At 73.2% G+C, this 17227-nt stretch carries 14 protein-coding genes; 12 read left to right on the forward strand and 2 right to left on the reverse strand.

The features are described from left to right. Positions 1-5 precede the first annotated feature (5 nt). Positions 6-1427 (reverse strand): M20 family metallopeptidase, encoded by a 1422-nt coding sequence (locus tag ACLBYE_RS01635; protein ID WP_447692765.1) that lies wholly within the window; start codon positions 1425-1427, stop codon positions 6-8. 321 nt (positions 1428-1748) lie between these two features. Between ACLBYE_RS01635 and ACLBYE_RS01640 the strand changes: the two genes are divergently transcribed. The 12 genes from ACLBYE_RS01640 to ACLBYE_RS01695 all read left to right on the forward strand — a co-directional run bounded on the left by ACLBYE_RS01640 (position 1749) and on the right by ACLBYE_RS01695 (position 16248). Continuing rightward, on the forward strand, positions 1749-3539 hold the full coding sequence (locus ACLBYE_RS01640; protein WP_447692766.1) for a peptide ABC transporter substrate-binding protein: 1791 nt from the start codon (positions 1749-1751) through the stop codon (positions 3537-3539). A 19-nt stretch (positions 3540-3558) separates the two neighbouring features. Continuing rightward, positions 3559-4518, forward strand: coding sequence for an ABC transporter permease (locus ACLBYE_RS01645; protein WP_447692767.1), 960 nt, complete (start codon positions 3559-3561; stop codon positions 4516-4518). After that, positions 4484-5416 carry an ABC transporter permease gene (locus ACLBYE_RS01650; RefSeq protein WP_447692768.1) on the forward strand — a complete coding sequence of 311 codons (933 nt, stop codon included), beginning with the start codon at positions 4484-4486 and terminating at the stop codon, positions 5414-5416. Before ACLBYE_RS01645 ends, ACLBYE_RS01650 begins: the two co-directional genes overlap by 35 nt. Positions 5417-5790: 374 nt before the next feature. Beyond that, entirely contained in the window at positions 5791-7641 is a 1851-nt protein-coding gene (locus ACLBYE_RS01655) for an ABC transporter ATP-binding protein (RefSeq protein ID WP_447692769.1), read from the forward strand. Between the two features lie 199 nt (positions 7642-7840). Then, positions 7841-8395 carry a SiaB family protein kinase gene (locus tag ACLBYE_RS01660; protein ID WP_020091215.1) on the forward strand — a complete coding sequence of 185 codons (555 nt, stop codon included), beginning with the start codon at positions 7841-7843 and terminating at the stop codon, positions 8393-8395. A 13-nt stretch (positions 8396-8408) separates the two neighbouring features. Continuing rightward, the gene (locus ACLBYE_RS01665; protein ID WP_012321503.1) at positions 8409-8798 is read left to right on the forward strand and encodes a DUF1987 domain-containing protein; all 390 of its coding nucleotides are present in this window, start codon (positions 8409-8411) and stop codon (positions 8796-8798) included. Next, the gene (locus ACLBYE_RS01670) at positions 8795-9640 is read left to right on the forward strand and encodes a GGDEF domain-containing protein (protein WP_447692770.1); all 846 of its coding nucleotides are present in this window, start codon (positions 8795-8797) and stop codon (positions 9638-9640) included. Before ACLBYE_RS01665 ends, ACLBYE_RS01670 begins: the two co-directional genes overlap by 4 nt. Before the next feature lie 54 nt (positions 9641-9694). Beyond that, the gene (locus tag ACLBYE_RS01675; RefSeq protein ID WP_447692771.1) at positions 9695-11503 is read left to right on the forward strand and encodes a SpoIIE family protein phosphatase; all 1809 of its coding nucleotides are present in this window, start codon (positions 9695-9697) and stop codon (positions 11501-11503) included. Positions 11504-11713: 210 nt separating this feature from the next. Further along, the gene (locus tag ACLBYE_RS01680; RefSeq protein ID WP_447692772.1) at positions 11714-12844 is read left to right on the forward strand and encodes an L-talarate/galactarate dehydratase; all 1131 of its coding nucleotides are present in this window, start codon (positions 11714-11716) and stop codon (positions 12842-12844) included. Between the two features lie 620 nt (positions 12845-13464). Beyond that, the gene (locus tag ACLBYE_RS01685; RefSeq protein WP_447692773.1) at positions 13465-14343 is read left to right on the forward strand and encodes a heme/hemin ABC transporter substrate-binding protein; all 879 of its coding nucleotides are present in this window, start codon (positions 13465-13467) and stop codon (positions 14341-14343) included. A gap of 24 nt (positions 14344-14367) precedes the next feature. Then, positions 14368-15414 carry a FecCD family ABC transporter permease gene (locus tag ACLBYE_RS01690; RefSeq protein WP_447692774.1) on the forward strand — a complete coding sequence of 349 codons (1047 nt, stop codon included), beginning with the start codon at positions 14368-14370 and terminating at the stop codon, positions 15412-15414. 12 nt (positions 15415-15426) lie between these two features. Next, on the forward strand, positions 15427-16248 hold the full coding sequence (locus tag ACLBYE_RS01695) for a heme ABC transporter ATP-binding protein (protein ID WP_447692775.1): 822 nt from the start codon (positions 15427-15429) through the stop codon (positions 16246-16248). A 91-nt stretch (positions 16249-16339) separates the two neighbouring features. Here the strand turns inward: ACLBYE_RS01695 and ACLBYE_RS01700 are convergent, their stop codons facing one another. Then, positions 16340-17224 (reverse strand): glycosyltransferase family 2 protein, encoded by an 885-nt coding sequence (locus ACLBYE_RS01700; RefSeq protein WP_447692776.1) that lies wholly within the window; start codon positions 17222-17224, stop codon positions 16340-16342. Between the last annotated feature and the right edge of the window lie 3 nt (positions 17225-17227).

Raw genomic sequence — 17227 nt, forward strand, 5'->3', positions numbered from 1 at the left:
CCCCGTCAGCGACCCAGCGACATGCCGAGCGGCGGCTCGACCTCCGGCGGCAGCGGCGAGACGTAGCCCGCCGCGCCGACCCGGCGGGCGAGATCCGCCTTGGCGGCGTCGCGCAGGGCCGCGTCGGTCACCGCCCGGGCCCCGGTGGCGGCCATCGCCTTGGCGACCTGCACCATCGCCTTGTGGGCCGCCGGGGTCTTGCCCTGCGCCACCACCTGCCAGGTGTGGAACGGCGTGCCGATCGCCACCGTGGGCGCGTGGGCCTGGACGGTCGGCACCACCCAGCTGACGTCGCCGACGTCGGTGGACCCCACCGCCGGGTTGCGCGGCGCGTCGAGCGGAACGAGGAAGTCGGCGAGCGGCGCCTCGGTGCGCGGCATCCCCACGGCGCGGAACACGGCGTCGATGTCGCCGTCGGTGAGCGTCGCCCGGATCCGGCCGGCGAAGTCCCGGTCGGCCTCGTCGAAATGCGGCGGCCCGAGCTCCTCCATGACGCCGTGCAGCGCCCGCTCCAGGGGGTCGTTGCCCAGCAGGTTCGACACCGCGCTGACGATCCGCACCGCGACGGCGGTCTCGGTCATCAGGGCGGCGCCCTGCGCGATCTTCTTCACCCGCTCGACCAGCGCCAGCATGCCGGGCAGGTCGCGGGCCCGGATCGAGTAGCGCACCGTCGCGCCGGCCTGGACGACGTTCGGCGCGATGCCGCCGGCGTCGAGATAGGCGTAGTGGACCCGCGCGTCGGACGGCATGTGCTCGCGCATGTAGTTCACGCCGACGCTCATGAGCTCGACGGCGTCGAGCGCCGAGCGCCCGAGATGGGGCGCGGCCGCCGCGTGGGCGGTGCGGCCGGTGAAGACGAAGTCGGCCCGGGTGTTGGCGAGCGCCACCGGCGGCGCCACCTCCCAGAAGCTGCCCGGATGCCAGGTGATCGCGATGTCGGCATCCGCGAAAGCGCCGGCGCGGACCATGAAGGCCTTGGCGGCGCCGCCTTCCTCCGCCGGGCAGCCGTAGTAGCGCACGCGGCCGGGGGTGCCGGTCTCGGCGAGCCAGTCCTTCAGGGCGGTGGCGGCGAGCAGCGCCGCCGAGCCGAGGAGGTTGTGCCCGCAGCCGTGGCCGTGCCCGCCCGCCTCCACAGGCCGGTGCTCGGCGACGCCGGCCTCCTGCGACAGGCCCGGCAGGGCGTCGTACTCGCCGAGGAACGCGATGACCGGCCCGCCGTCCCCGGCCTCGCCCATCACGGCGGTGGGGATGCCGGCGACCGCCTCGGTGACCCGGAAGCCCTGGTGGCGCAGCTCGGCGACGTGCTCGGCGCAGGAGCGCTCTTCCGTGTAGCAGACCTCCGGCATGCCCCAGACCCGCTCGGACAGGGCGATCAGCCGTTCCGACTGCGCGTCGACGTGGCGCCACACGGCGTTGCGGTTGTCCATCGGGTCCACTCCGGGAAAGCTGCGCATCGAGGTCGCGCCACCATAGCGGCCTCCGCGCCGTCATCGCGAGCGCAGCGAAGCGACCCAGGGTTGCGCGCCCCCGGGAAGCGTGGCGCCGCCGGCTCGCTTCGCTCCGCTCGCGAGGACGGATGCGGCGCGAGCCCTGCTGCTGCCTGACCGCATGCACCGCCCAGGCCATGCTCCTGCCCGAACCAAGCGTCCGTCAACACGTTCCGATTGAACCGTCACTGGCCCGCCCCTTGCCAAGGCCGCTGCCGGAATGTTGCTGTGCCTGTCACGGCGGTAAACGGGAAAGCGTACATGGACGAGCGGGATCTGCGCGGCCTCATCGGGCAGGTGAAGGACGGCCGCCTGTCGCGGCGCGCCTTCGTGCAGCGGATGGTGGCTGTCGGCCTCACCGCGCCCATGGCCGGTCTGATGCTGGCCGGGAACGGGGTCGCGATGGCGGCCGATATCCGGGCCGGCTACAAGCCGACCAAGGCCGGCGGCGGCGGCGCGCTCAAGCTGCTCTGGTGGCAGGCGCCGACGCTGATCAACCCGCATTTCGCCGTCGGCACCAAGGACCAGGACGCCTCGCGGATCTTCTACGAGCCGCTCGCCGCCTGGGATGCGGACGGCAACCTCGTGCCGGTGCTCGCCGCCTCGATCCCCTCGAAGGAGAACGGGGCGCTCGCCGCCGACGGCCGCTCGGTGGTCTGGACGCTCAAGCCCGGCGTGAAGTGGCACGACGGCAAGCCGCTCACCGCCGACGACCTCGTCTTCACCTGGGAATACGCCCGCGACCCCGCCACCGCGGCGGTGACGGCCGGCTCCTACAAGGATTGCAAGGTCGAGAAGGTCGACGACCTCAGCGTCCGGGTCCTGTTCGACAAGCCGACGCCCTACTGGTGCGACGCTTACGTTGGCATCGTCGGGATGGTGCTGCCGAAGCACCTCTTCGGACCCTACAGCGGCGCCAAGTCCCGGGACGCGCCGCAGAACCTCGCCCCCGTGGGCACCGGCCCGTACCGGTTCGTGGAGTTCCGGCCCGGCGACATCGTCCGCGGCGAGCGCAATCCCGACTACCACCTGCCGAACCGGCCGTATTTCGACACGGTCGAGATGAAGGGCGGCGGCGACGCGGTCTCGGCCGCCCGCGCGGTGCTCCAGACCGGCGAGTACGACTACGCCTGGAACATGCTGATCGAGGACGAGGTGCTCAAGCGCCTGGAGACCGGCGGCAAGGGCCGGGTCGACGTCGTCTACGGCGGCAAGCTGGAGTTCCTGCTCCTCAACGCCGCCGACCCGAACGTCGAGGTCGACGGCGAGCGCGCCTCGATCACCACCAAGCACCCCGCCTTCTCCGACCCGAGGGTGTGCCAGGCGATGAACCTCTTGGTCGACCGCAAGTCGATCCAGACCTACATCTACGGCCGCACAGGCAAGCCCACAGCCAACACGGTCAACGGCCCGGAGCGCTTCGTCTCCAAGAACACGAGCTTCGCCTTCGACCCGGCCAAGGCCAGCGCGCTCCTCGACGAGGCCGGCTGGAAGAAGGGTTCAGACGGCATCCGCGCCAAGGACGGCAAGAAGCTCAAGCTGGTCTTCCAGACCTCGATCAACGCGCCGCGCCAGAAGACGCAGGCGATCATCAAGCAGGCGGCCGCCAAGGCCGGCATCGAGATCGAGCTGAAATCGGTGACCGGCTCGGTGTTCTTCTCCTCCGACCCGGCGAACCCCGACACCTGCACGCATTTCTACGCCGACATGGAGATGTACGCCTACAGCATGACCCAGGCCGATCCGGCGATCTGGCTGCTCATGTACGCCTCCTGGGAGGTGGCCCAGAAGGCCAACAAGTGGCAGGGCCGCAACGTCGTGCGCTGGCGCAACGCCGCCTACGACGAGGCCTACAACGCCGCCCAGAGCGAGCTCGACCCGGTCAAGCGGGCGGCGCTGCTGATCACCTGCAACGACCTCGCGGTCTCCGAGAACGTGCTGCCGCTGATCCACCGCGCCGAGGTCTCGGCGGTGGGCGCGACGCTCACGGCGCCCCGCAGCGGCTGGGACAACGACTTGTCGTTCCTGCCCGACTGGTACCGGGAGGCCTGAGCGGCAGGGGAAGCGCCCGATGGGCGCCTACATCCTGCGACGCCTCCTGATCGCGATCCCGAGCCTGCTCGGCATCAGCCTGATCCTGTTCACTGTCCTGGCGCTCGCGCCGGGCGACCCGTTCGGCGAACTCGCCAGCAACCCGAACGTGCCCCCGGAGGTGCGGGCGGCGCTCCGCGTCAAGTTCGGCCTCGATGACCCGATCCTCACCCGCTACCTGCACTGGCTCACCGCCATGCTGCACGGCGACTGGGGCTTCTCCTTCGCCAGCCGGGTGAACGTCGACACGCTGATCCTGCAGCGGCTGCCCACGACCCTGTTCGTGGTCGGCTCCTCCCAGGTGCTGGCGCTGCTGATCGCGATCCCCGTGGGTCTCTACGCGGCGCGCCGGCCCTACTCGCTCGCCGACCAGGTCGCCAACACCCTGGCCTTCGTGGGCTTCTCGCTGCCGACCTTCTTCACCGGCCTGCTGTTCATCCTGCTGTTCTCGATCAAGCTCGGCTGGCTGCCCTTCGTCTACCAGGCCGACCTGCCGGGCTCCGGCCTGCCCTGGGTCTGGGCGAATGTCCGGCAGGCGATCATGCCGGTGGCGGTCCTGGGCTTCTTCCAGGCCGCCTCCTACACCCGCTACGTGCGCGCCTCGGCGCTGGACGTCGCCCGTCTCGACTACGTCACCACGGCCCGCGCCAAGGGCCTGACCGAGGGCACGGTGACCCGCCGGCACATCGCCCGCAACGCCCTGATCCCGGTGGTGACGCTCGTCGCCCTGCAGATCCCGGCGGTGTTCGGCGGCGCCATCGTCACCGAGCAGATCTTCCGGATCCCCGGTATCGGCTCGCTGCTGATCGACGCGATGCTGTCCAACGACACGCCGGTGGTGATGGCCGTGACCTTCGTGTTCGCCGGCCTCGTCATCCTGTTCAACCTCGTCGCGGACCTGCTCTATGGCTGGCTCGACCCTCGCATCGCCCTCCGATGAGGCGATTGCCCCTGCCCGCGCGCCGGCCTCGCCGGGGCGGGAGACGTGGCGGCGCTTCCGGCGGCACCGGCTGGCGCTCGCCAGCGTCGGCGTGCTGGCGCTCCTCGTCGCCGGCGTGGTGTTCGGCGGCCTGCTCTGGCCGGTCGCCATCGACGACATCGACTTCGCGGCCCAGCTCCAGGGCCCGTCCTGGGACCACCCGTTCGGCACGGACGATCTCGGCCAGGACCTGCTCGCCCGGATGATCTACGGCGGGCGGATCTCGCTCGCCGTGGGCTTCGCCGCCATGGCGGTGGCGAGCCTGATCGGGGTGCTGGTCGGCGCGCTCGCCGGCATGTCGCGCCGGTTCCTCGACCCGGTGCTGATGTGGCTGACCGACCTGTTCCTGTCGCTGCCGCAACTGCCGCTGCTGCTCCTCGTGATCTACCTGTTCCGCGACAGCCTGAAGGCCGTGTTCGGCAGCCAGGGCGGCGTGTTCCTGATGATCGTCGCGGTGATCGGGGGCCTGCGCTGGATGCCGGTCGCCCGGCTGGTGCGGGCGCAGTTCCTGTCCCTGCGCGAGAAGGAGTTCGTGGAGGCGGCCCGCTCGCAGGGCGCGACGACCGGGCACCTCGTGCGCCGCCACATCTTGCCGAACGCGCTGGGGCCGGTGATCGTGGCGGCCTCGATCGAGGTCTCGTCCGCGATCATCGCGGAATCGACGCTGTCCTTCCTGGGGCTCGGCTTCCCGCCCGACATCCCGACCTGGGGGCGGCTGCTGTTCGACGCCAAGGACCATCTCGACGTCGCGCCGCACTGGGCGCTGTTCCCGGGGGGCGCGATCTTCCTGACGGTGCTGTCGATCAACTTCATCGGCGACGGTTTGCGGGATGCGCTTGATCCGCGGCGGGTGCTCTAGGGTATGTGGCGGGGCTTCGATGGCTGCCGGCTTGCCGTGAACGCGCCTGCAGAGGGACGAATAGACCATCAAATCCGTTCAGGCCTCTCGGCTTCAGAATCGCGCGCAGGTCCCCTCTCCCGTGCGGGAGAGGGACAGGGTGAGGGATCAGGTCTGTCCGGACGGGGCGTACCGTCCACGCGCGGCGATGGCGTGTCCGATCCGGAATCGTCCCGTCCCTCACCCCAACCCTCTCCCGCACGGGAGAGGGGGCGCGTCGCGCTCGGTGATCAGCGTCGGTGCGCATCGGAGAGGCGGGAACAGCGTCGCGTCGGAGGACGAGGGGACGGCGTGGAGTCGCCCCGTCGAACCCCGCTGGATCAGGAGTGAAGTCCATGCCCGATCCGATCCTCTCGGTCTCCGACCTCACCGTCTCCTTCCGCTCGGACGGGCGCTGGCGCGAGGTCGTACACGGCGTCTCGTTCGACGTGGGCCCGCGCGAGACGGTGGCGCTCGTGGGCGAATCCGGCTCGGGCAAGAGCGTCAGCGCCCTCTCGATCCTGCGCCTCCTGCCGCGGGACGCGAGCCGCATCGGCGGCCGCGTGCGCTTCGAGGGCCGCGAGCTCCTCGCCACCCCCGAGGTCGAGATGCGGCGGGTGCGCGGCGATTCGATCGCCATGATCTTCCAGGAGCCGATGACCTCCCTGAACCCGGTCCTGACCATCGGCTTCCAGATCGCCGAGGCGCTGATCCGGCACCGGGGCCTGTCGCGGTCCGCCGCCGAGGCGGAGGCGCTCCGGCTCCTCGACAAGGTCCGGATCCCGGCCGCCCGCTCGCGCCTGCACGAGTACCCGCACCGCTTCTCCGGCGGCATGCGCCAGCGGGTGATGATCGCCATGGCGCTGGCCTGCCGGCCGAAGCTCCTCATCGCCGACGAGCCGACCACGGCCTTGGACGTCACGATCCAGGCCCAGATCCTCGACCTCATCAAGAGCCTGCAGGACGAGGAGGGCATGTCGGTCCTGTTCATCACCCACGACATGGGCGTGGTCGCCGAGATCGCCGACCGCACCGTGGTGATGTACCGGGGCCGCGCCGTGGAGGCCGGACCGACCGCGCGGATCTTCGACGCCCCCGCCGAGCCCTACACGCGGGCGCTGCTCGCCGCGGTCCCGCGCCTCGGGACCATGGCGGGCCGCCCCCGCCCGATGCGGTTCCCGGTGGTCGACCGGGCGACCGGCCTGGCGGCGCCGACGCCCGAGACGCCCGACACCGTCCGGGCCGCCGAGCGCCCGGTGCTGGAGGTGCGCGACCTGACCACCCGGTTCGACATCCGCTCCGGGCTCCTCGGCCGCGTGACCGGCCGGGTCCACGCGGTGGAGCGGGTCTCGTTCAGCCTCGCGGCCGGCGAGACCTTGGCGCTCGTCGGCGAGTCCGGCTGCGGCAAGTCCACCACCGGGCGCTCGATCCTGCGCCTCGTCGAGCCGCTCTCGGGTTCGGTCCTGCTCGACGGCGAGGACATCACGGGCCTCGATGCCGGCACCCTCCGCGCCCGCCGACAGCGCATGCAGATGATCTTCCAGGACCCGTTCGCCAGCCTCGACCCGCGCCTCAGCGTCGGCGCGGCGGTGGCGGAGCCGCTGCTGATCAACCGCCTCGCCGCGCCCCGGGAGGCGCGGCGGCGGGCGGAGGACCTGCTCGCCCGGGTCGGGCTTCCGCCCGAGACCGCGGCGCGCTTCCCGCACGAGTTCTCCGGCGGCCAGCGCCAGCGCATCTGCATCGCCCGCGCGCTCGCCCTGAACCCCCGCCTGATCGTCGCCGACGAGGCGGTCTCGGCGCTCGACGTCTCGGTGAAGGCGCAGGTCGTGAACCTGATGCTCGACCTGCAGGCGGAGCTCGGCCTCGCCTACCTGTTCATCTCGCACGACATGGCGGTGGTCGAGCGGGTCAGCCACCGGGTGGCGGTGATGTATCTCGGCGAGATCGTGGAGATCGGCCCCCGGGCCGCGATCTTCGGCGATCCGCGGCACCCCTACACGAAGAAGCTGCTCGCCGCGGTGCCGGTCCCGGACCCGGCCCGGCGGGGCGAGCGGCACGCGCTGCCGGACGACGAGATCCGCAGCCCGATCCGGACCCCCGACTACGTGCCGCCGGAGCGCCTCTACCGGGAAGTCGCGCCCGGCCACGTCGTGCAGGACTGGGGCACCGAGTGGGACGCGGGCGCCCGCCAGGGCGCGGCGGCCTGAAGCCGGCGGCCGGACCCTCGCGCGCGATGCCGCGCGGTCTGCAGTGGGATCCAGCGTAAAGCTTACGGCACTGCTCGCAATACGGGCAATGTTGCTCAGAAAGCGATCAGTACCGGTAAGAAATCTTTGATTATTTCCACATTAATGTCGGCCCTACACACGCGGTGTGTTGCCGCGATGAAGCGGTCGAGAGGCTTCCTTGCGCGCGAGCGATTTCCGATCCTTCCACGAGGCGTCGAAGCGCAGCGGCGTGATCCTGTCGTTCGGCGGAGATCTCTCGGAGAACATCCTGTTCTCGCTCGGGGAAGTGCTGAAGCTGCGCATGCGGCACGAGGAGACCGACGCCGCGGTCGCCAAGCGCGTCTTCTCGATCTTCGTCGAGCAGGCCCAGAACGTGATCCGCTACTCGGCCGACAAGGTCGCGCCCGCCGAGCCGCCGGGCCCCGCCCGGGTCAGCGCCGGCATGATCGCCGTCGGCACCGAGGAGGGGCGGTTCTTCGTGGTCTGCGGCAACGAGGTCGGCAGGACCGAGGTGCCGCGGCTGCGCGAGCGGCTCGACGAGATCGCCACCCTGTCGAGCGACGAGCTCAGGAAGGTCTACCGCGAGAAGCTGCGCCAGCCGCCGGACGAGGGCAGCCTCGGCGGCAGCATCGGACTGATCGAGATCGCCCGCCGGTCGAGCGCCCCAGTCGAGTACGACTTCCAGGATCTGGGCGCGGAGCGCAGCCTGTTCTGCCTCAAAGCCTTCATCTGAGGATCGCACGGACATGGACCGCATCACGCTGCCCCGGACCGAGCGCTCGCCCGAGGTCGATTTCGACTTCGCGTCGGGGCGGCTCGTCCTGCGCGGCGAATCCTACCCGGAGGACGCCGCCGCGTTCTTCGGCCCGCTGCTGCAGGCCCTGCGCGGCCACCTCGCGGCGACCGAGGCGAGCCCGATCACCTTCGACGTCGCGCTCGCCTACTTCAACTCGTCGAGCGCCAAGGCGCTGATGAACCTGTTCATGCCCCTGGAGGACGCCGCCGCCGAGGGGCGCCCGGTGACGATCCGCTGGATGTTCGGCGCCGACGACGACGTGATCCAGGAGGCCGGCGAGGATTTCGCGGCCGACTTCGCGCATGCCCGGTTCGAGATGATCGCGAGCGTCCCCGCGTGAGCCCGCACCGGGCGCCGGCCCACGATCTCCTGTCCGAGCCGGCGGACGCCTTCAGCCTGTTCGACACCGAGGAGGCCGTCCTCGGCCGGTCCGAGGTGATGCTGGCCCGCCTCGCCGAGGTCGGCGACGGGGTGCGGGAGCTCGCCGGCGCCTACCGGCGCAGCTACCACGAGCAGCGCCGGCTGGTGCGGCTGAGCGACCGGATGCAGCTCGACCTGCACCGCGCCAATCAGCGGATGGCCGAGCAGCAACGCGCCCTGCGCCACCTCAACGACGCCCTCTCGGCGGAGATCGAGCACCGAGCGCGCCTCGAGGCCGAGCTCCGCCGCCTCGCCGACACCGACCACCTCACCGACGCCCTGTCGCGCCGCCGCTTCCTGCAGATCTGCGAGGAGGTCTGGGCCCGGACCCAGTCGGGCGACACGCCGTCCAGCGTGCTGATGCTCGACCTCGACCGCTTCAAGCTGATCAACGACCGCTACGGCCACAGCGCGGGCGACACGGTCCTCAAGGCCTTCGTCGAGACCTGCCGCGACAGCCTGCGCGCGGTCGACGTGATCGGCCGCATGGGCGGCGAGGAATTCGCCATCCTCATCACCGGCACCGTGATGGCCGAGGCGCAGGTCATCGCCGAGGCGCTCCGCCGCGCGGTGGCGCAGCGGCCGGTGCGCCTCGAGCACGGACCGCTGCCGATCTCGGTGAGCATCGGCCTCGCGGCGTTCGGCCCGAGCGAGTCGATGTCGGCGACGCTCCGGCGGGCCGACGCGGCGCTCTACGCCGCCAAGCATGCCGGCCGCGACTGCGTGCGCTGCGCGGCCGAACCGGGCGCGTCCCTGACCTGAGGCGCCGCGCGCCCGGTCTCGGAGCGGAACCGCTGTGACACGGAGTGACGTCGCGTGAGCGGACCTGACACGGCCCTGGACAGCCCGCGTGCCTCCGGGGGGATCCGCGGCGCGCGACCGCTCCGGACCGGGGATGCCCTGGCGCGGCTCGGCTTCGCCGACATCGATCCGGTCCCGGCCACCGGCGGCGCCGGGCGCGCGGGCGGCCTGCGCGGGGCCGGCCCGATCCGCCGGGGCGACCCCCTGTCGAAGCGCGGCTTCGCCGACGTGCTGGCCGCGGGCGCGCCCGCGGACGAGCTGATGAAGCCCGGCGCCCTGCGCGGGGCGGCCCGGGGCCGCGACCTCGACAGCCTGTCCCACACCCTGTTCCTGCGCATCTACCCGGTGATCGGCGCCCTCCTGCTGCTGACGCAGCTCGGGATCGCCTGGGTGACCTACACCGACCAGCTCCGGCTGTACGGCGACCGGGCGCATCTCCTCGCCCGGCTCACCGCCGCGGCGATCGCGCGGCCCGACTGGGCGCGCGACCCGGACGCCTACGACGGCCCGCTCAAGGCCCTGGCCGCCGAGCCCGATTTCGCCCACGCCGTCCTGCGCGACGCCGCGGGCCACGTCGTCGGGTCGGCGGGCGCGGCGCCTCCGGTGCGGGGCTGGTCCACCCTCTCGGCCCGGGCCGACCTGTCGGTGCCCGGCCGCGCCGGCCCGGCGGGCAGCCTCACCGTCACGGTCTCCACGAAGGCGCTGCGGGACAACGCGGCGTGGCAGGTGATGCTCGCCCTCGGCGCCAGCGTCGGGTTGATGATCGCCTTCGTGATCACCCTGCACGCCACCGTGCGCCGCCACGTCATGGCGCCGCTGATGCGGCTGCTGCTCGCCATGCGGGAGATCGAGCACAAGCGCTGGACGACCGTGGAGCTCGGGGGCGCCTACCGGCCGAGCAACGAGATCGACGTCATCAGCCAAGCCTTCAACCGCATGGTCGAGGGCCTGCGGAGCGGCGACGCCGCCAAGCAGCTCCTCGTCGAGCTGGAGCAGGCCCACGACCGGCTCGAGCGCGCCAACCGCCAGGTGGTCGAGAGCATCGGCTACGCCCGGCGCATCCAGGATTCGGTGCTGCCGGATCGCAATGCCCTGGCGGGCGCGGGGGTCGAGGTCGCGGTGCTGTGGGAGCCGCTCCATGTCGTCGGCGGCGACTATTTCTGGCTCGAGGAGATCGACGGCCTCTGCGTGATCGCGGTCGCCGACTGCACCGGCCACGGCGTGCCCGGCGCGTTCCTGACCCTGATCGTCGCGACCGCCCTCGACCGGCTGCTGCACGAGCGCGGCCTGCGCGCGCCGGCGGCGATCCTGGCCGGGCTCGACGCGATGGTCCGCACGCAGCTCCGCCAGGACGGCCGCGGCGCCGAATCGGATGACGGGCTCGATTGCGGCCTGTGCGTCTGGGACCGCGCGGCCGGCACCCTGCACTTCGCCGGCGCCGGTCTGTCGCTCACGGTGGTCCGGGACGGCGTGGCCGAGCGCGTCCGCGGCGGCCGCCGGGGGCTCGGCTACCCGCGCCCCGCCCGGGACGGGCAGCCGGAGGACGTCGTCGCGGACATCGCCGTGCCGGTGGCGGGCGCCACCTTCTACCTGATGACGGACGGCATCACCGACCAGATGGGCCGCGCGGCGCCCGACCGGGCGCCGCGGCTCCTCGGCCGGCGCGGCGTGGCCGACAGCCTCCTGCGCCACGCCGACCTGCCCCTCGCCGCCCAGACCGCGGCCCTCGAGGCCGATCTCGACGCCTATCGCGGGACCGAGGCCCGGCGGGACGACATGACCCTGGTGGCGTTCCGGCTTCCTCCGGGGACGGCCGCCGGCTGAGACCGGCCGTCCTCCCCCATCCCCCCCTCGGCGCCATTGATGCCAGGTGCGCATCGATCGATCCAACAATGACGTTGGACAGGCCGTCCAGCCTGCGCCACTCCTGGGCCCCGCCCCGGGAGAGCCGTCGCGGTCGCCGCCGAGAGGCACCGCCAAGAACCGCCTCCGGGGCTTCCAGCGCGCCCGCGCGGACAAGACCTGGAGGAAGCCATGGCCGAGGACGCCGTCACCGGGATCCGCCTGCGGTCCGTCGCCCTGCCGCTGAGGACCCCGATCAGCGACGCCAAGGTGCTCACCGGCCGTCAGAAGCCGATGACCGAGATCGCGATCCTGTTCTGCGAGGTCGAGAGCCGGGAGGGCCATCGCGGCCTCGGGATCAGCTATTCCAAGCGCGCCGGCGGGCCGGGCCAGTTCGCCCATGCCCGCGAGATCGCCCCGGCGCTGCTCGGGGCGGATCCGAGCGACATCGCCAAGGCCTGGGACACGCTCGCCTGGGCCGGCGCCTCGGCCGGCCGCAGCGGCCTCGCCGTCCAGGCGATCGGCGCCTTCGACGTGGCCCTGTGGGATCTCAAGGCGCGGCGGGCCGGCCTGTCGCTCGCCAAGCTCCTCGGGGCGCAGCGCGACTCGGTGCGCTGCTACAACACCTCGGGCGGCTTCCTGCACACGCCGCTGGAGGAACTGCTCGTCAACACCGACCGCGCCCGGGCGAAGGGCATCGGCGGCATCAAGCTGAAGGTCGGCCAGCCGGACTGGGCCGAGGATATCCGCCGGGTCTCGCGGGTGCGCGAGCATCTGGGCGACGCCTTCCCGCTCATGGTCGACGCCAACCAGCAATGGGACCGGCCGACCGCGATGCGGATGGGCCGGATTTTCGAGCGCTTCAACCTGATCTGGATCGAGGAGCCCCTCGACTGCCTGGACGCCGCCGGGCACGCGGCCCTGGCCGCCGCCCTCGACACGCCGGTCGCCACCGGCGAGATGCTGACGAGCGTCGCCGAGCACTGGGACTTCATCCGCCAGGGCGGCGCCGATTTCCTGATGCCCGACGCCCCGCGGGTCGGCGGCATCACGCCCTTCCTCAAGGTGGCGGCGCTCGCCGAGTTCGCCGGCCTGACGATCGCGCCGCACTTCTCGATGGAGCTGCACATCCACCTCGCCGCCGCGCTGCAGCGGGAGCCCTGGGTCGAGCATTTCGAGTGGCTGGAGCCGCTGTTCAACGAGCGGCTGGAGCTGGAGGACGGCCGCATGCGCGTGCCGACCCGGCCGGGCCTCGGCCTCTCCCTGAGCGAGCAGGCGCTGGCCTGGACGCGCGAGAGCGCCGGGTTCGGCAGCCTCGGCTGAGCGCGCGGGGAGGGGACGCTTCGAGGCCGCCCGACCCGGATCGTCCGACCCTCCCCCCATCCCGCGGTGCGGTCGCGCGGCGTCCGCCTCGAAGGAGTTCTCCGCCGGGGCCGCGACGCGTCACCTCAGGACGAGGGTCGGACCTCGTCGTGCCGCGCTCCGCCCGAGCGGGCGCAGCGAAGGCCCGTTCCGTCCCGGCCACGCCGTCGGGCGGGCCGCCGGAGCCGTGGACCGGAGCCGCCTGTACCAGTGTCCGCCGCCCGGAATCGGCTGCCGGTGCGTGCGCGACGATATCCTGACTTGGAAAATGACATAGGCCGCTTTTTTCAGCCGGTCAGCGAAGTAAAACCGTGACCTTGTCGCGGGGTGGCGTCCGCGATCGATTGCCGATACGCTGCGTTTCTGTCGTCGCGATCCTCTCATTTGAAAATTTACAAAGAACAGATCTGGAGTGACCGGTCCATGTCGTGTGCCGAAGGAGATGGGCAGCGCCGCGTCCCGGGCGGCACGCGCGCGGGGCCGGTCGCGCGTTCCGAGGCGGCGGGCGGGATCGAGATCCGCCACGGCGATCACGCCTGTCGCCCGCGGCTGACCGCCGGCGCCGCGCCGATGCTGACCCGATGAGCGCCCCCGGCCTTCTGTCGCGCCGCGCGCTCCTGGCCGCCGCCGCGGCCGGGGCACTCGCCCCGCGCGCCGCCGCCGCGCAGGCGGCCACCCGCATCGCCGCCCTGGGCGGGGCCGTCACCGAGATCCTCTACCGCCTCGGCGCCGGCGGCCGGATCGTCGCGGTCGACACGACCAGCCTCTACCCGCCCGAGGCGCTGCGCGAGAAGCCGAGTGTCGGCTACCTGAGGGCGCTCTCGGCCGAGGGCCTGCTGGCGCAGCAGCCCGACCTGATCATCGCCGCCGAGGGTGCCGGGCCGCCGGCCGTCCTGGCGCAGCTGCGCGAGGCCGGGCTGCGCGTCGAGACGGTGACGGAGCCGCCGAATCCCGAGGGCGTGCTGGACAAGATCGAGACGGTCGGGCGCCTCGCCGGCCTGGAGCGCGAGGCCGAGGCGCTCGAGACCGAGGTCCGCGCCCGTTTCGCCGACCTCGCGACCCGGCGCGCCCGGATCGCCCGGGCGGCCCGGGCCCTCGTCGTCCTGTCGGTCCAGGGCGGCCGGACCGTCGTCGGCGGCACCGGCTCCTCCGCGGACGGCATCCTGGCCCTGGCGGGCATCGGCAACGCGGCCGCGGGCCTGGAGGGCTTCAAGCCGATGACCGACGAGGCCATCGTGGCCGCCGCCCCCGACGCGGTGGTGATGATGCAGAACGGGCCCGAGCCGCCGAAGCCCGAGAGCATCTTCGCCCCCGGCACGGCCCTCGGCCAGACGCCGGCGGCGGCGCGGGGGCGGCTGGTGGCCATGGACGGCCTCTACCTCCTCGGTTTCGGGCCGCGCACGCCCGAGGCCGCCACCGACCTGATGCGGGCGCTCTACCCGGACCTGCCGCGTGACTGAGCCGCGCGGCGGCGGGCGGGGCGCGTGAGCCGCCGGTCCGCGGCGCCCTGGGTGCTGGGTGTCCTGGCGGCCCTGGTGCTCGCCGCCGCCCTGCTCTCGGTGAGCTTCGGGGCGATCCCGATCCCGCCGGACCGGGTCCTCGCGGTCCTGATCGGGGAGGGGAGCGACCCGGCCCGCGCCCGCGACGGGCTGGTGATCCTCTCGATCCGCCTGCCCCGCACCCTGCTGGGGCTGCTGGTCGGGGCCGGGCTGGCGGTCTCGGGGGCGCTGATGCAGGGGCTGTTCCGCAACCCCCTGGCCGATCCGGCGCTGGTCGGGGTCTCGTCGGGGGCGGGGCTCGCGGCCGCGGTGATCATCGTCCTGGGCGACCGGATCCTCGCCGGGCTGGGGCTGCCCGGGCCGCTGCCCTACGCCGCGCTGCCGGCCGGGGCCTTCCTCGGCGGCCTGTGCGCGACCCTCATCCTCTACGCCCTCGCCACCCGGTCCGGGCGCACCGCGGTGGCGACGATGCTGCTCGCGGGGATCGCGCTGGGGGCGCTGAGCGGCGCGCTGACCGGCCTGCTGACCTTCGTCAGCGACGACCGGCAGCTGCGCGATCTCGCCTTCTGGTCCCTGGGCAGCCTCGGCGGCGCCACCTGGTCCAAGGTCGCGGCCTCGGCGCCGCTGATCCTGCCGGTGCTGGCCGCGGTCCCGCTCCTCGGCCGCGGCCTGAACGCCCTCGTCCTCGGCGAGGCCGAGGCGTTCCATCTCGGCGTCCCGGTCGAGCGGCTGAAGCGCGCCTGCATCGTGCTGGTGGCGGTCGCGGTCGGCGCCAGCGTGGCGGCGGCGGGGGTGATCGGCTTCGTCGGCCTCGTGGTGCCGCACGCCCTGCGGCTGCTGATCGGCCCGGGGCACCGGCTGCTGCTGCCGGCCTCGGCGCTCCTCGGCGGCGCCTTCCTGGTCCTCGCCGACGTGGTGGCGCGCCGCGTCGCCGCGCCCGCCGAGCTGCCGATCGGGATCGTCACGGCGCTGGTCGGCGCGCCGGTCTTCCTGTGGCTGCTTCTCGGCCGGGTGCGGCCGGACGATGTCTGACAATGTCTGACAATGTCTGATCCGGCCCTGCTCACGGCCCGCGACCTGACCGTCACGGTGGCGGGGCGCGACCTCGTGCGCGACGTCTCCCTGGCGGTGGAGGGCGGCACCCTGCAGGTGATCGTCGGCCCCAACGGGGCCGGCAAGTCGACCCTCGTCCGCCTGCTCAGCGGCGCCCTGCGCCCGACCCGGGGCAGCGTCGCCTATGACGGTGCGCCCGTGGCGACGATCCCGCCCTGGCGCCTCGCCGCGACGCGGGCGGTGCTGCCACAGGCGGCGCGCCTCGCCTTCCCGTTCGCGGCGGCCGAGGTCGCCCGGATCGGCCTCGACGGCATCGGCCGGGGCCTCGGGGCCCGCGACCGGGCGGCGATCCTGGCCCGGGCCCTCGCGCGGGCCGACGTGGCGCATCTCGCCGACCGGGCCTACCCGACCCTCTCGGGCGGGGAGCAGGCGCGTGTGCAGTTCGCCCGCGTGCTCTGCCAACTGGAGGCCGGCCGCACGGTGGCGGACCGGCAGGTGCTGTTCCTCGACGAGCCGACCGCGAGCCTCGACCTCCGGCACCAGGGCGCGCTGCTCGACGCCGCCGCCGGGCTGGCGGCGACCGGCGTCGCCGTGGTGGCGATCCTCCACGACCTCAACCTCGCGGCCGCCTACGCTGACCGACTGCTGGTGCTGGACGGGGGCCGGCTGGTCGCCGGCGGGCGGCCGGCCGAGGTCCTGACCGACGACCTCATCGCCGGGGTCTTCGGCGTCCGCTGGCCGGTCGGGCGGGTGCCGGCGGGCGGCCAGCCCTTCCTGCTGCCGCACCGGGATGCGCCCGGTCGGCGCGGCTAGCGATAGCGCGACGGGTGGTACTCCCGGTAGCTCACACCGATCACGGCCGCGAGCAGCCCGGCCCCGCGGCACAGCGTGTAGCCGCCGCCGATCAGGGTCGCCGGGCGGGGGGGGGGGGCGGCGGGCCCCCCCCGCCGACGAGGGCCGCCGGCCGGAGGGACAGGCCGGCGACCCCGAGCCGCAGCAGGCCGCCGCCGAGGCGCACGAAGCCGCGGCCCGCGTTGGCGAGCCGGCCGCCCACCGTTTCCGGGCGGAGCCGGCCGAGATAGGCCTCGACGCTGCCGCTGCGGTACCAGCGCGCCAGCAGCCAGCGCACCCGCATCCGGTGCGTCGGGATGCTGTCGTAGACCACGGCCGTCTCGGCCCAGGCGATCCGGTGCCCGGCGAGCATCAGGGCCCGGAAGAAGAACGTGTCCTCGCCGCCCATGGTGTTGAAGCGCATGTCGAAGGACAGGCCCAGCGCCCGGATCACCCGCAGGTCCAGGAGCGCGTTGGCGGTGTAGCCGTCCTCCACGTAGCCGTCGCGGACCGGCAGGCGCTTGGCGAAGAAGCCCCCGGCGGCCGCCCAGGCGGGCGGAACCCGGTCGAAGAACGGCACGACCGGTCCGACGCAGGCCGCGACGCCCGCGGCGAGGGCGGTCTCGAGCAGGTTGTGGAGCCAGTCGCGGTCGGGAAACTCGTCGTCGTCGATCAGAGCGACCCAGTCCGCGCCGGCCGCGGAGGCCTCCGCGAGGCTGCGGTTGCGGACCGCGGCGAGGCCGCGGGTCTCCTCCCGGGCGTAGGTGACGGGGAAGCGGCCGGTCGCCCGGTAGGCCTCCACCACCGGGACGGCGGCGCGGCTGCGCCCGTTGTCGATGATCAGGATGCGCAGGGCGGTCTCGGCGAGGCTGCCGAGCCGCTGCTGGTCCAGGGCCTTGAGCAGGCGCGCCAGCCCCACGGGCCGCTCGCAGGTGCAGATGCAGATGCACAGGCGCATCGT

It is taken from the genome of Methylobacterium sp. A52T (genome assembly GCF_053346095.1).